8 protein-coding genes are annotated in these 14,369 nt (G+C 61.3%); 3 read left to right on the top strand and 5 right to left on the bottom strand.

The window, feature by feature from the left end; translation table 11 throughout:
* Positions 1 to 527: 527 nt before the first annotated feature.
* A complete protein-coding gene (locus tag I7X13_RS12900) occupies positions 528 to 2,288 on the bottom strand; it encodes an ABC transporter substrate-binding protein (protein ID WP_198075806.1) in 1,761 nt (586 codons plus the stop codon).
* A 232-nt stretch (positions 2,289 to 2,520) separates the two neighbouring features.
* Between I7X13_RS12900 and I7X13_RS12895 the strand changes: the two genes are divergently transcribed.
* Together I7X13_RS12895 and I7X13_RS12890 are read left to right on the top strand one after the other, a co-directional pair.
* Positions 2,521 to 4,053 carry a hypothetical protein gene (locus tag I7X13_RS12895; RefSeq protein WP_198075805.1) on the top strand — a complete coding sequence of 511 codons (1,533 nt, stop codon included), beginning with the start codon at positions 2,521 to 2,523 and terminating at the stop codon, positions 4,051 to 4,053.
* Positions 4,054 to 4,281: 228 nt separating this feature from the next.
* Complete coding sequence (locus tag I7X13_RS12890) at positions 4,282 to 4,515, top strand: hypothetical protein (RefSeq protein WP_198075804.1); 234 nt, start codon at positions 4,282 to 4,284, stop codon at positions 4,513 to 4,515.
* Positions 4,516 to 4,667: 152 nt separating this feature from the next.
* On the opposite strand, the gene I7X13_RS12885 is transcribed toward I7X13_RS12890, so the two are convergent.
* Entirely contained in the window at positions 4,668 to 4,934 is a 267-nt protein-coding gene (locus tag I7X13_RS12885) for a hypothetical protein (protein ID WP_198066479.1), read from the bottom strand.
* 267 nt (positions 4,935 to 5,201) lie between these two features.
* Between I7X13_RS12885 and I7X13_RS12880 the strand changes: the two genes are divergently transcribed.
* Positions 5,202 to 5,621 carry a hypothetical protein gene (locus tag I7X13_RS12880; protein WP_198066478.1) on the top strand — a complete coding sequence of 140 codons (420 nt, stop codon included), beginning with the start codon at positions 5,202 to 5,204 and terminating at the stop codon, positions 5,619 to 5,621.
* A 43-nt stretch (positions 5,622 to 5,664) separates the two neighbouring features.
* Here the strand turns inward: I7X13_RS12880 and I7X13_RS12875 are convergent, their stop codons facing one another.
* The 3 genes from I7X13_RS12875 to I7X13_RS12865 are packed head-to-tail and all read right to left on the bottom strand — an operon-like array spanning position 5,665 to position 14,306.
* A complete protein-coding gene (locus tag I7X13_RS12875) occupies positions 5,665 to 7,800 on the bottom strand; it encodes a hypothetical protein (RefSeq protein ID WP_198075803.1) in 2,136 nt (711 codons plus the stop codon).
* A gap of 17 nt (positions 7,801 to 7,817) precedes the next feature.
* A complete protein-coding gene (locus I7X13_RS12870; protein WP_198075802.1) occupies positions 7,818 to 11,264 on the bottom strand; it encodes a DUF4450 domain-containing protein in 3,447 nt (1,148 codons plus the stop codon).
* A gap of 9 nt (positions 11,265 to 11,273) precedes the next feature.
* Positions 11,274 to 14,306, bottom strand: coding sequence for a glycoside hydrolase family 2 protein (locus tag I7X13_RS12865; RefSeq protein WP_198075801.1), 3,033 nt, complete (start codon positions 14,304 to 14,306; stop codon positions 11,274 to 11,276).
* Positions 14,307 to 14,369: the final 63 nt, after the last annotated feature.

Here is a 14,369-nt window from a genome sequence, read left to right as displayed (position 1 = left end):
TGGGCCTTTCTTTTGAAAATTATGAGCTGCCTTGTTAGTTAAACGGGTAGCGTCAAACTGGGCTGGGTAGGGCCTTTGTTTACAACGCGGCTCAATAGGCTGAAATGCGGAAAGTGTGATTTTGCTATGGTATCGAATACTGAACACCTGATTATTTTGTGCAGGTTCGGATAATGTTGTGGCAATCAGTACTCTGCTGTAAAACAGGTGCACGGTTTCATTACAAAAATACCCCTACACGCAAGATATGTAAAAGGAATATATTTGCCATAAAATTATTATGAATATTCCAAATAAAATTGTTGTAAAAATGTTATATTTTTTTATGATGTATTGATTAATAATGTGATAGATATCGAAAATTGCTAAGAAATGCGCAATTTCCTGGTTGTCTGTGACATTTTGGATTTGGTCAGACAGTTTTGGGTGGGGAGCGCAGCCCTCTGCCTGGTTGCTAGTAAACAATCATAAAAGGGCCTGGCTACTGTGTAGTAACCAGGCCCTTTTATGTATTGTCACTTAAACTGCTACCTAGCTGGTGCCACGTGGTAAATGGTCGAAGCCACGTAACCCGGCTTGAGGCTCATGACGTTTACTCCGGCCACGGCTTTGCTGGCGATAACGCGATTGGCGACGAAGTATAACGGCACCAGCGGCATCTGCTGCTGCATCAGGGTCTGAAACCGGCGCAGCAGCAAGTCGCGCTCGGTCGACGACTCAGCGGCGGCTATTTTCAGCATCAACTGGTCGGCGGCCGGCGAAGCAAAGCGAGTTAGGTTGCTTTCGCCAATAGCTGGGGTGCCGAGGATTGGCAAAAAGTTGAACAGGAACGGGTTGCCTTTGATGCTCTGCACGTACATATCGAAGTCGCCGGTTTGCAGCAGCCCGCGCAACACGCCTGACTCGGTGGGGGCCAAGGCGACGGGTATGCCCAGGGCCTTTGCCGCGCTGGCAAATTGCAGGGCCACCAACTCGTAATTGGTGTCTCCGGCCCGGTAGCGCAGCTGCAGGTGCAAGTGCTGCGCGGGGCTTTTTCCTGACTGACGGTTCCAGCCGGCCGGCCCGCGGCGCCACCCGGCTTTCGTTAGCAGCTCGGCGGCTGCGCTGGGGCTGTAAGGCAGCAGTGCCAGGCTGTCGTTGTATTTGCCTTTCTCCTGCGGGCTGATGATGCCGACGGTGCGGAAGCCTTTGCCCAGTTGGCTGGCCTTGCGCAGCTGTTCCGCATCGAAGAGCCGGCTCAGGGCCTGCCGCGTGGCCGCGTCGTGCAGGGCCGGCCGACTGGTGTTAAAGCCAGCCGTCATCACTTCGTAAGTTGGCGAGGTGTAAAAAGCGAGTTTTTGCTGCGCCGTCGCTGAGTTTTTCAGGCGCTCAAATACCCGGGCCGGCACGTTGGGAAAGACGTCAAGCTGCCCGCTACGCAACGCCAGCGCGGCCGAGGATTCTTCGGGGATGATGACGTACTCCAGCTGTGATGCCTTGGCTTGAAACAAGATGGAGCTGCCCGCTTTGTCTCCCCACCAATTCTTCTTGCGCGTGAAGATTACCTGTCGGTCCCGATTCCATTCCTTGAGTGAGTAGGGGCCACTCCCGCCCAGCTGCTGCGGGTGCTGGGCCGGGCTGGCGGCCGTGTAGCGAGCGGCTATCAGCTGCTGCACCTGGGCTAGCTCTGGGCGCCGGCTGGCATTGGCCCGGCCCTGGAACTCGGCCACTGAATACTTTCTCATGCGTCCTTCCGGGTCGAGGGCGGCCTCCTGGAGGACGGGAAAATCTCCCGATGCCTGCACATAATCCGGGGCCTTGCCTTTGCACACAAGCGTGAACCGGCGTGCGTCGCGCGGGTCCGATTTAATATCCCGAATGAAAGCTTCCTGCAGCTGAAACCCTTCATTGGGCACGCCCTTGCAAAAAATGAGCTTGAGGGTGAACGCAACGTCGGCGGCTGTGATGGGCTTGCCCGAACCCCACGCGGCCGCTGGCTTCAGGCGATAAGAAAGCAGGGTCAGCGAATCGCCGCTGTAGCTAACGGTGGGCAAGGCTTCGGCCAGAAACGGCTCGTACCTTCTGGTTTCGGGGTTGACGGCCAGCAGGCCGCCGTTCAACAAGCCCTGCGCCTCGACGGCGTTCTGGTTGGGCTGCATAAACGGGTCGAATGATTCCGGGTCTCTGGCCCAGCGAATGCGAACGGGGGCATCAACTGCCTGGGGCTTCGAGGGCGAGGAACAGCTACTGGTGACTGCGGCCGATACGGCCAGTGAAGCAAACAGCAGGAGGCGAGGCGTGTGAGCCATGCGGACGGATTGAGGGTACCAGAACGGTGGAAATCCCGTTGCTTGTCGCAAACTAGGCATTTCCGGGCAGCCGGGCGATTTCCGGTTGCCCGGTAAAGGTAGGATAAAGCAGCCCTTGCGACCGCGGAGCTTTAATTTCACTTTTCGGGCCCGTATCTGTTACTCGTGTGTTCACTTAATTGAGCGGGAATCCCCATTGCTCTTTTCTTCAGCCCGTCGGCTACGCTAGCAAATGAAAGATTCTCGCAATCTGGCCCGCATCATCATCAATCGCCGGCAGGGGCAAGTGCCGCTGCTTGATTTTGAGGCCGGCGAAAAAGTCAAGGAAAACCGGTTGGTATCGGCGCTGGCCGAAGGGAAAGAGACTACCCGGAACCAGTTGGTTCGCACGCTCTACGACCAGCCGTCGGCGAAGAATGATAACGCTTTTCGCCAGCTGCACTCCCGCGTTTTTGGCAAGCTGCTCAACCACCTTTACTTTCTCGACCACTCGGACCCCCGCTTTTCCGTTTCCCGTCGGTATCAGCTCGAATGCCTTGACCTGCTGCACAAGGGCCTGATTCTCTACCAGGAAGGAGCCTCCGCTTTGTCGGCCCGGGTGTGCGCCAGCTGCATGGCCAAGGCCATGGATGATGGCTTTACGGCCTATGCGATTGAGGCCGCGCAACAGCTGCGCACCATTTACGCCGAAATGCAGGAGGTGAAGAAGTTCCGGGCCGTAGTGAAAGACCTGGAGCGCTTGCAGGGGCTCCGGCGGCTGGAGGAGCAAGCCGAGGCGATATACGCCGAAGCGCGGTTGGCGCGCACCGGCCCGGTGGCGCGGCTGGCAACCCTGCTTGCTACGCTAAAGCTCCACCTCGAACAGGTGCGGCAGTTGCACGCCGAGGCCCAGACGCCCGCTACGGCCGACCTCTACTACCGGATGCAGATGATTTATCTGGAGCAATCCGGTGATTACCAAGGCATCATCGACCTGGCCTTGGAAGCCGAGCACCAGCTGGCCCGCGGGCAATTCAATGCGCACCGGTTTGATGTCCGCTTTAACCTGTTTATGAGAATGTATGCTTACCTGCTAACCCAGCAACCAGAAAAGGGACTGGAGGTGGCCAGCGAAGCCGAGAAGCATTTCCACCCTACGGCGGTGAACTGGATGTATTTTGAGGAGCACCGCCTCCTGCTGGCTTTGCACGCTGGCCAGTTTGACCTGGCCCGGCGGGTGGTGCAGCGGGCGCATCTCAGCCCGGTTTTTGAACGCCAGAACAAGCGGGCACAGCAGCGCTGGGAATTGTTCGGCGCTTACCTGGACTTCGTGCGTCCTTCCGGCAAGCCCAGTGCTGCCCGCCGCCGGGAGTTGGGCAGGCTGGCGTTGATGATGCCGGAGTACAGCCGCGATAAATGCGGGCTCAACGTTGCCATTCTGATTGGTCAGGTGCTTTACTTTCTGCGGGAGCAGGACGCCGAAGCGGTGGTGCTGCGGGTGGAGTCGCTGCGCAAATACCGGCTGCGCCACCTGCGTGAACCCACCAATCAACGCACCCGCTTGTTTCTGCGCTTGCTTCAGCTCATTTCCGACGAGCAGTTTGACCCCGTCCGGTGCGCGGAACGCGCCGGGCCATTTCTGCAACAGCTCGCCAATACCCCACCGCCGGGGGAGGCCTTTGCGGAAGTCGAGATAATTCCCTACCCGCTGCTTTGGGGCATCATTCTGGAGCACCTGCGCACCTCCCCACCGGTGCTAAAGCTCGTGCCGGACGCCACGGCGTAGAGCGGATAGCAGGCGCTGCGGTCGCCGAAAACGCGCGCTACGATTCTGGAGGGCCAGAGCAGCTACGTGCTGCCTTAGTCGCTTCGGAGTGCATCGTTACATAACGTACCGACCCTGTCCGGCTTGGCTAGCCGTCCCGCTCTGCCGGCAGGGATGTGCATATGAAGTAGCTTCAGATTCGGCACAGATTGGCCGGGTAGGTTTGCAGGTATTTCCGCTTAGCTGCTCATGGCCCAGGTACCTCCTTTTTTTCGTCACGTTGCCCACGCCACTGGCCTGATGGCGCTGGCCCCCGAGCCCGTGCGCTACCCGTTTCATGACAACGATGCCTGCCCCATTGGCCAGGAAGTGAAAGCCAGCGCCAACTGGCAATACTACGAGCCACAAAGCCGGGAGGAAACCCGGCCCCGCTGCGTCAGCTGTGCCGCCCTCAGCCGCCATGAGCGTCTGCCGGGGGGCTGATGCTGGCCGCCCTGTTTGGCTACTACCACGCTGGAAGCTTCTGGTTTACCCACAAAAAAGCCCCGCTGCGATTTTGCAATGGGGCTTTTTCGTGATTTAGCCTGGGACTGGGTAGGGGCTGGCCCACTGTTTTGCTATGCTGGCAAGGTTTTCTAATTGAGCCACATGCGTTCGATAAACTCGAAGCGGTGCGGGGCGAAGGCGTTGAAGTACGGCGCTTCGCCCTCGAAGCCTAATACGTGAACCAGGTCTATGCCCTCGGTGCGGCTCTCTACCACGCGCACAGCATAGGCCTGGCCTTGCACGGGCCAGTCGCCTACGTGGTTGGCCGGTCGGTTGCTGGCGTCTACACAAATGGCGTAATCCAGAAACGGGGCGGCCGAAGTAGCTTCGGCAAAAGTGTGGTTAGCTATTTCCATAAAATAAAGGTATAGAAAAAGCCCAACCAAATGGGCTTCGCTTTCGTGCAATTTCTCCGGGGTTTTTGCTGGAGAGACCGGAGAATCGGGTTGCCGGACTGCAAAACTACGAGACCAGACGGCCCGCCAGAATAGCCAGAAACGGGGCCGGGCTTTCTCGTGCCTGGTGCCCGCCTGTGGCGTTACTTGTGCGCGCAAATGCAGGAAGGCCCCGAATCAGGGCTTCGGGGAGGAGGCGCTATAATTAAGATTACCTTTGCGGTCCATATGAATCCTGGTAACCTTCGCGTCCATTTTCGAAACGCTGCCGGTCAGTTGCTGGAGCAGCCCGCCGGCAAATACATCATCATCGAGTACACCAGCGGCCCGCGCAAGTTTGCCGACCTGCAAACGCTGCTCGGCCACGCTAAGCAGCTACTGGCGCTGCGTGGCTGGCACAAGGTCATCGGCGACCACCGCCTCATGACGCCTTTCACGCCCGAAGAATCCACTTGGGTAAACGAGTGCTGGCTGAGCATGCCCCGCACGCGCATGCACGACTTCTACGGAGCTGTGCTGTTGCCCGCCGAGGTGTTAGCCCGTCTCCCAATCGACGAGGCCACCGGCGAAACCACGGCCAGGGCCCTGACTTACCGCCTGTTTGCGGAAGAAGCCGAGGCGGCTGCGTGGCTGGCGCAACTGGCGTAGCGAGGTAGGCGAGTCAATGCGCTGCCGCCATCGAATTGCGGCATTAGGGCATTTTTTGCAGGCCTTCCCAGCGCACTTTCCAGGTTTTGGGGATGCCGGGGTTGGCCTCTTTGCAGCCGTCGTAGCCGGCGCACATGAGGGCCACGGCCGCGAGTAGGCCGCCGTTGCCGGGCAGGTATAGGGGCAGGCGGCCTTCCTGGTAATTGTGGCCGTTGGGCAGATAGGTGTTGGTTTGCACCTTCATCAGGAGGGCGTCTACGGCCTTTTCGGGAAGGCCAAGGCGGGTGGCCGTCATCGAAGTCATGGGGAAATCCCAGCCCCAGGTTTTGTCCCAGCTCCAGTCTTTCCAGATGAGGTCGAAGGTGCGGCGCATGGTGGCGGCGTCCTGCTGGCCGGTGGCGGGCATCATGCCCAGAGCAGCCAATACGGAGGGGTGGTCGGTCTTGTATTCGGGGTTGGTGTAGGAATCGGGGGCGCTTTCGGCGGCGAGGTACACGCCGTTGGCTTCGGGTAGTTTGGCGAGCTTGGCCAGCACGTCGTCCCACTGCGGGTTGCGCGGCTGGCCCTGGCGTTCGCGCCATTTCTGGGCAATATCAAGCGCCCAATGCCAGTACACCAGCTCGAAAGTGGGGTTGAAGGTGTCCTCGGCCTTGAACCGTTCCTGGGCCGGAATCACGCCCTTGCCGAGGATGTAGCGGCTCTTGTCTTTCTCAAAAAATGGATAGGAGGCGATGAAGTCGGCCGTTTGCTGCACCCGCTCCTGGTAGAGTTTCAGCGTGGCGGCGGTGGGGTGGGCGCGGTAGGCTTCTTCGGCAAAATAAATAGTGTGGGGCTGTTGCCAGAGCAGAAACGCCCCGACGGATGACGGGCCTTCGGCGCCCCACGGGTCGGTCATCTTCTGCCAGCGCCAGCCAGCGTAGCCCTGGCGCTGGGCAATGTCTTTGGCCACGGCCTGCACATCGGGCCGGGCGTACCAGATAAGGCTCTTTTCCAGTATTTCGGGGCGGCCCCAGAGGGCGAAATGGGCGGCGTGCCACCAGTGCATTTCGAGGTGCGGGCGACCGTACCAGCTGTTGAGCAGCAGGCCGGTTTCCTGCGGCGGCTGCGAGCCGGCGTTGTGCAGGCGGGTGAGGTACTGCGAGAGCACGATGCGGCGCTCTAGCTCGGCGGCGCGCGGGTCGGCGGTGCCGCTGAAATCGACGGCGCCGCCGCTGCGCCAGAAGGCCGGCCACTGCTGGCGGCTATCGGCGCGGGTGGCGGCGAAGGTGGGCGCGGCTGTTGCGGGCTGGCGGGGTGAAAACCGGCAGCTCAGCTCCAGTACGCCGCTTTGGCGGCCGGGCGTGAGGATGAATTCGTGCGGCCGGCCGGGGACCAGCGTGGCGGTTTGCGCCCAGTTTAGGGCGGTGTAATATTTGGTGGTATCGAGCTGGTGGGTGATTAGGGCGCGGCCAGTCGATTGCGTGGCGATGGCGGATTTATGGTCGGCCTCGTGCGAGTAATCGGTGCCCATATCGGCCCAGCCGGCAGTGGGGAAGGGGAAGCGCAGCGCCACTTTCAGCCGCCCGGCTTTCAGTAGCTCCGAGGTGACTTTAGCGGCCATAGCATCCTGCGTCTGGTGGCCCACCGTCACTACATCCACCGCCGCGCCTTCCACCGTGAAATGGCTCTGTATTTCGCCCGTCCACGGGTTCAGTTCTTGGTGAATGTTTTTGAGGTCCTGAATTTTGGCCGGCTGGCCGTCTTTTTTCAGGATAACAAAGCCCAGATTGCCCAGCTGCAGGCGGTGCGGATTGGCGCGCAGGTAGTCCACGGCGTCTTTGTTGCCGGGCGTTTTCACCTGCACTGAGTAAGTGACGGGGCGGCCGTTGAACTGGTATTCGCGCAGGCTTTGGGCGAATTGGTAGCCTGCTTTATTGGGGAAGCGGTGCCAGCCCCATTCCGATTCGGTGCCGAGCGGAATGCCTTTCTCGTAGTGCAGGGGGAAGGTTTGCAGGCCTGTGATGTCGGTGGTGAAGGCGAACTTGCCATTGCCGACTGACAGCGAATTGAGCGAATCGGTATTCGTGATAACCACTTTGTGGCGCTCCACGAGGGCCTGGCGGTTGATGGGCTGGGCGGCCAGTAGCAAATTATTGGTAGCCAACAGACCCGTAAGTAAAAATCCAGAAGTCAGTTTCATAAGGGTAGCAAGAGGGATTAATTACGGTCCAGCGTCACGCTCATCAACCCAAGCACCACGTCGTTGGCCAGGGCTTTTAGAGTAAGAGATTTGAGCTTCTTGCCGGGGTCGAGGGGCAATTCCAGCACGGTAGCCGCGCCGCCGTCGATGGCGCGGGTGCTGAAGCCCTTGATGCTGGTGTACTGGCTGAAATCGCGGGTGATGAGGCCGGTTTTGAGGTGGATGCGGTAAGGGCGAGGGGCTCCGGTCTGGAAGGCGAAGCCGTCGTCGAGGTAGTCCTGCTCGATGGGCCACCAGGTGTCGGGGTTGCGCAGGGGCAGGGTGGCGATGGTGTTGTCAGCGTAGGTGATGGTGATTTCGCCGTTGAGAAACTGGCTTTGCATAGCGTTGGTGGAGCCGGCCAGGAGCAGCACGGCGCGGCGGGCGCGGCCCCGCAGCAGCAGCGTGGCTTGGTGCGGATAATTGTCCCACTGCGAAACGAAGAGGACGTTCTTCACACCGGCCGCGCCGGGTGTGCGCACCGGCACGCCCTCGGGCAGCTGAATTTGGCTTTTGGGGCCAGCCAGCTGGCGCAGGCCAGTATCATCAATATTGGCCTGGGTGAGGGGGTAGCACCAGTTGCCGATGCCCTGGGTGGGCAGTTGCAGGGTGGCCACGGGGGGGCGGGGCGTGAGATATCTATTGCGGAAAATCTGCGTCACCCGGTCGTTGAAAGCAGCGGATAAATCCACTGTTTCCCATTTGGCGGGCATCGTAGAATGAGTTGTAGGAGCAGGGATGACCGGGCGTTGCACGGTAATTTTCAACGGCTCCCACCACGTCAAATCATTCTGCTGAAGCTGCACGAAGGCGGTGCGGCTGCCGGGCTGCCCTGCTACCTGTGCCGTGAGCGCCGAGATGCTCAGACGAGGCTGCCGCAGCACCTGCTGCGGGTCGGAAACCCGAATAATCCGGGCATGGTCAAACGTTGCAGAAAAAGCCGCGCCGCTGGCCGCTTCTGCTTGCGGTGCAGCCGCATCCGGCGCGTCGCCCTGCCACTCAATTTCAACTGCATAGCGAGTTGATGGCGCGCTGCTGATTTCAATAATTGGCCGGCCCACGGCCGCGGCTACGTTGTGCCAGGCAGCGGGCTGGCCGTTCACTTTCAGCGAAGCTACACGACTGGCCAGGGCCGGCACACGTAGCTGCAGCGCCAGCTGTTTCGGGAGCTTCGGGGTGATGGTATAAGTTTCGCGGCGGCCCTGGCGGCGGAAACGGAAAGCCACGTCGGGCACTTGCAGTGCGGCCGAATCCCAGGCGGCGGGCAGGCCGGGGCTGATGCGCAGGGTATCGTGCAGGGCATCGGGGCGGATGCCGAACAGGCCCTCAACCAGCGAACGGCTGGCCATGCCGACGGGGTCGGCGAAATCGCGGTAAAGCTCGCCCCGGTAGGTGTCATAAAAGGAGATCTGCTGAAAATTGCCGGGGCTGCTGCCCAGATACTGGCTTTCGAGCAGGGCACTTTTCCAAAGCAGAAAGGCTTCTTCGCGGCGGCCGGCCTGCCAGTTGGCGAGGCTGGTGTGCAGGTTTTCGGCCAGCACTACGTTGTTCAGCGACCAGTCGTAGGGCTGCCAGTTGGTGGTGGAAAGCAGGTAGTAACCGGCATCGGGCAGGCCAGCAGCGCGCACCGGAATGTGCGGTATTTCGGCATCGACGTAGCGCAGGGCCTGATAAGCCTGGAAGGCGTCGGGCACTTCCGAATCGAGGGCGTGGTAGATGGTCCAGAGGCCGGCCGCAGTATGCAGGCGTTGAAGGCCCAGGGCATCCTGATACTCGGCGTACCAGCCCTGGGCGGGCAGCCAGAGCCGGCTTTGCAGCGCCTGATGGATGTGCTGCGCCTCCTGGCGGTACGGTGCCGGGTTTTCGCCCAGCAGGCGGGCCAGCTCGGCGGCTTTTTGGTTGGCGAAGTAATTGTAGGCCGAGGTATGGGTGACGGCCCCACCGCTGTATTGCAGCGCGTCGGAGGCCCAGATGGCGGCGTAGGCATCGTAGAGGCCGTCGTTGTCGGGGTCGAAGTTGCGCTTTTCCCAGGCCAGGTGGCGCTGGAGCACGGGCCACATTTCACGGGCAAACTGCAGGTCGCCGGTCCAGTTGAAATGTCGCAGTAGCTCATCAATGAACACGAGGTTCATGTCGTAGTGGTGGGGGCGGAAATCGCCGCCGGGGTTGCGGGCTATGTAGCCTTCGCTGAATACGGTGGTGCCCAGCTTTTCGAGCTGCCGGGCCAGGTGCAGGGCGGTATCGGGTACTACCGGACCGCTGGGCGGGCCGGTGAGCTGCGACTTAGCATAGGCGCGGAAGTGGGTGGCGGCGCGGTCGTGCCAGCCCAGCGGGTCGGCGGCGTAGGGGCCGCGCCAGCCATCGAGCCGAATGCGCCACGCCACCGCGCCGTGCAGGTACGACGGCGCTTCCCAGATGGCATCGGCAGCCACGGCCAGCGCACCGCCCAGCGTATTGATATAGGGGTCGGGCGTGCTGACAGTGATGCGGCCGGCCAGCGCGGTGCGGGCGGCTTCAGCCCGGGCGAAAACGGCCGGCAAAGCGGCGTAAGTGGGCGCAGTAGTAGTTTCCGGCTTTTGCACAGCGAAGTACAGGTCGGTGCCCGCCTGGGCCGGCACGGAGCCCGCCAGTACCGGTGTGGCCGATGCGGAGGATGCCAGAAGCTGCTGCGGCGTCTCCTGCTGCGCGGCATTGGCTACGTGGGCTCGGGAGGCCGGGGGCATTACGCCAACCAGTATTTTTTGCTCGGCGTTGGTTGGTTTTGCCGTTTCGGCGGCATTTGTTGCCGACTTGGTGGCCCCTCCGTAGCTTAAGGTGAAACTGTTGTTATTCAACTCGAACGCATTGCCCTGGCAATACTCCGGCTTCAGGTAAAAGCTCGATTCGGGGTCGGCCCCAATGTCGCCGTCGCGGCTGAATTTCTTGCCTGTAGCCCCGCCGAAAGCCCAGAGCAATTGTACCTTATTGGCCGGCACATTTTCGAAGCGAGCTTTTACGATAAGGCCCTCGGCCTCGGCGCGGGCCAGCACTTCGAGGTGGAGCTTGCCGGGGCCCAGCAGCGGGTCGGTGATGTCATACAGCATCAGGCCCGGGCGGTAGCGGGCAGTGATGTTTTCGGCTTTGATGAGCCACTTGCTTTGGCCGTTGGCCAGCAGGCCAAATTTCAGGTTGCCGCCCATGCCGGGCAGGTAGAGGGCAAATTCGGGTAGGTCACCGGCCTCGACGCGGAAGGCTGTGTTGGTGCCGTAAAGGGAGCGCGTGAAGCGGTGCGTGCCGTTGGTGATGACAAAATCCGAGCCTTCGGGGTGGTAACGCAGGGGACGCGGCTGGTTGTGCCAGAGCGCGGGCGGGGCAGGCGCGGTTTGCGCCTGGGCCAGCGAACCAGTCAGCAGGAGCGCGCAGAAAAAGTATGCATTTTTGAGCATATAGGCGGGTTACGGCGCGGGCGAAATGGCCGGCTTCTCATATATTTCCACTTCTACCAAACCCAGCGTGCCGGGCGGGCCGGCCTGGTCGGTAGCGGCGGTGGGCACTTTGGGCGTTTCCAGCTCGGTGATGTTGAAGGCATCCTTGGCCTGGGTGGAGCCGGTCAGTTCAATGCGCAGTTTCTGGCCGGTACGTGGCGGAAATACGGCCGTGAAATAGCCCAGGCTGCGCTCGGTAGCGCCGCTGAAAACCTCCTGCCCATCCACCAGAATGCGAATGGGGTAGGTGCTGGTGCGCCAGCCGGTCAGCTTCATGGCTACCTGGCTGATGCTGGCGGGGCGGGCCAGCGCGTATTCAATCCACGGCCGGGCCTCTTTGCGGTCCGAAATCCACTCCGAAAGCTCATTGTCATCGAAGCTGAAAGCAGCATTGGTAGCATTGGAGCTGGCCGTGACGGCGATGATTGGCACCGTCACCCGCGACACGGTGAACGATGGCCCGGCCGGTGTGGGCCCGCGCCGCAAACTCACCGGCAAATCCGCGCCGGGCAGCTGCGTAGTCAGGCCGTTTTCCACTTTCACCGGTTCCGATTTCAGGCTGACCGAAGCGGATTTCAAGCCCTCGGAAGTGGCGGTGACACTGATTTTGCCGGCCTGCGTGGTGCTGCGAATAAGCACGCGGTTCACGCCGCCTTCCACCGGCAGGCTTTTGGCCAGAATGTAGTTGCCCGGCCCCTGCGCCAGGCCGCCGCGCCATTCGGCGGGCCCGCTCAGGGTGAAGTTTACCATGTTGAGTGCCGTGGGGCAGCGGCGGCCCTGCGCATCGATGGCTTCGACTTGAACCAGGGCCAAATCGGCACCATCGGCCCGCAGGCCGGCGGGGCTTGCTATCGGGCTGAGGCGCAGGGCCACGGCCGGGCCGGCGGTTTGGTGCTCGGCTTCGCTCATGGGCTTGCCGGCCGCATCGTAGCTCACGGCGCGCAGGGTGCCGGGCTGCCAGGCCACGTTTTTGAAGGTGAAGAGAAAGCGGTAGCTCTGCTGCCCAAAACCCAGCGACTTGCCATTGAGAAACAGCTCCACTTTTTCGCCGTTCGATACCACGTCCACGTTTTTCACCGTGCCCGGTTTGTAGTTCCAGTGGCCGATGAGGTGCGTGTGCGCCTTCTCGGGCTCTACCCAGCCGTCCCACATCACCTGGTGGGCGTAGTAGCCGTCTTTGGCAATGCGCAGGGCATCCACCTCGCCGCTGCGGCGGTAGTTTTCTTCGCCCCGGTAGTGGGTGTTGGTATCAGAGAATACGATGTTGACGCCGCCGGCGCTGCTGCGGGTGCCGGTGCCGGGCCGCTCATGCCAGTAGTCGTACCAGCGCATCACGTCCTCGCGGGCCTGCGAGTCCTGGTTGCGGTTATAGTCGGCGGCATTCGCACCCTTGTAGAGCGGTCCGGCACCGTCCTTGTGAAAGGGCGGCGTGAGCTCATCCCAATACTTGCGCAGGGCCTCATCGCGCGAGTATTCCATGGCCCAGAGCGGCTTGGTGGCGCTTTTGTTGATGTAGAGCATCTCGCCGCCGTATTCGGCCTGCGGAATGTCCAGCATCTCGCGCGAGCCGATGGCGCGGCCACCGTGCGGGTCATACTGGTTCCGAATGTCCTTCAGCTCCTGTATGTGGGCCGCGCTGATGCTCTCGTTGCCGCCCTCGTAAAACAGGATGCTGGGGTTGTTGCGGTTGTAGATGATGGCGTCGCGCATCAGCTCCAGGCGCTGGCCCCAGCGGCGGTCGGCCACGTCTTTCTCGGCGTCGCCGGCGGGCATGGCCTGGGGCAGGCCCACCCGGTCGCAGCTTTCGACGTCCTGCTTCCAGGGCGTCACGTGCATCCAGCGCACCAGGTTGGCGTTGCCGGCCACCATCAGGCCATTGCTGTAGTCGGAGAGCCAGGCGGGCACGCCCAGGCCTACGGCGGGCCACTCGTTGCTGGTGCGCTGGGCGTAGCCGTGCACTATCATGGCGCGGTCATTCATTTTGATGAGGCCGTGGGCAAATTCCGTTTTGCGGAAGCCGGTGCGGGTTTTTACTTCGTCGATGACTTTTTTGTCGACGATTAATCGGGTCGAAACCGTGTACAGGTAGCCGTAGCCCCAGCTCCAGAAATGCAGCCCGCTGAGGCTGGCGCGGGCCGTCACCGTTTTCATTTCGCCCGGCTGCAAAGTGGTTTCGCCACCGCTGAAAGTGCCCACGGTTTTCCCCTCGCCATCGGCCACCGACGCTTCATACGCAAACGTGCGGGCCGCTGGAAACTCGTTTTTTACCTGCGCCTCGGCCACCACCGTGGCCCGGCCACCGGCCACGTCAAAATCCTGCGCATACACATACACGCCCGTGGTACCCAGCGCCGAAAACAGCGGCAGCGTCTGGTGCAGCGGGCTCATCACGTACAGAAACACATTTTTCGGGATGCCGCCGTAGTTGGCGTTGAAGTTGCGATTGCTCCACTGAAATGCCTGGCCACTGGCTTTCTCTTTGTAGTCCCAGTCGTTGTCGGTGCGCACGGCCAGCACGTTTTCCTGCGGGGCGGGCCGGAGGAAAGGCGTCAAATCGAAGCCCACGGCCATTACGCCGTTTTCGTGCAGGCCCAGGCGCTGGCCGTTCAGCCAGAACTCGCCAGCCAGCCGCACGCCCTCAAACTCAATAAACGCTTTCTGCCCCGTCGCCCCGGCCGGCAGCCGGAAATGCTTGCGGTACCAGGCCACGCCGGTGCTCAAATTCTTGATGTCCTTGCTGAAGGCCTCGTCTTCGTTCCAGGCGTAGGGTAGCGTCACCTTTTTCCAGCTCGCATCATCAAAGCCGACAGCATCCGCGCCGAGGGCATCGCCCACCCGGACCTTCCATTCCGGGTTGAAGTTGAGTTTCAGGCGGCCGGCCGGGGAGGGCGCAGCGTGGACGGAAGCGGCCAGCTTCAGAAGCAACAGCCCGCACCAAAAGCAGTAGCGCACCAAGCGCCGCCGCTCCAACAGGCTGAAAAATAGGCAGGACAGTTGCGGCATCGGGCGGGAAATAGGAGGGAGGAGCAAAAGAAACGGCCGCCGCTGCCCGTACTGTCCTGTACT

It is taken from the genome of Hymenobacter negativus, from assembly GCF_016056375.1.
GTDB classification, from domain to species: domain Bacteria; phylum Bacteroidota; class Bacteroidia; order Cytophagales; family Hymenobacteraceae; genus Hymenobacter; species Hymenobacter negativus_A.
Note: the sequence above shows the minus strand (reverse complement) of the source record. Positions and strands in the feature narration are given on the sequence as shown.

Coding starts and splice junctions, on each gene's coding strand:
- I7X13_RS12900 (WP_198075806.1), bottom strand. CDS start 2,288: ATGGCTCACACGCCTCGCCTCCTGCTGTTTGCTTCACTGGCCGTATCG.
- I7X13_RS12895 (WP_198075805.1), top strand. CDS start 2,521: ATGAAAGATTCTCGCAATCTGGCCCGCATCATCATCAATCGCCGGCAG.
- I7X13_RS12890 (WP_198075804.1), top strand. CDS start 4,282: ATGGCCCAGGTACCTCCTTTTTTTCGTCACGTTGCCCACGCCACTGGC.
- I7X13_RS12885 (WP_198066479.1), bottom strand. CDS start 4,934: ATGGAAATAGCTAACCACACTTTTGCCGAAGCTACTTCGGCCGCCCCG.
- I7X13_RS12880 (WP_198066478.1), top strand. CDS start 5,202: ATGAATCCTGGTAACCTTCGCGTCCATTTTCGAAACGCTGCCGGTCAG.
- I7X13_RS12875 (WP_198075803.1), bottom strand. CDS start 7,800: ATGAAACTGACTTCTGGATTTTTACTTACGGGTCTGTTGGCTACCAAT.
- I7X13_RS12870 (WP_198075802.1), bottom strand. CDS start 11,264: ATGCTCAAAAATGCATACTTTTTCTGCGCGCTCCTGCTGACTGGTTCG.
- I7X13_RS12865 (WP_198075801.1), bottom strand. CDS start 14,306: ATGCCGCAACTGTCCTGCCTATTTTTCAGCCTGTTGGAGCGGCGGCGC.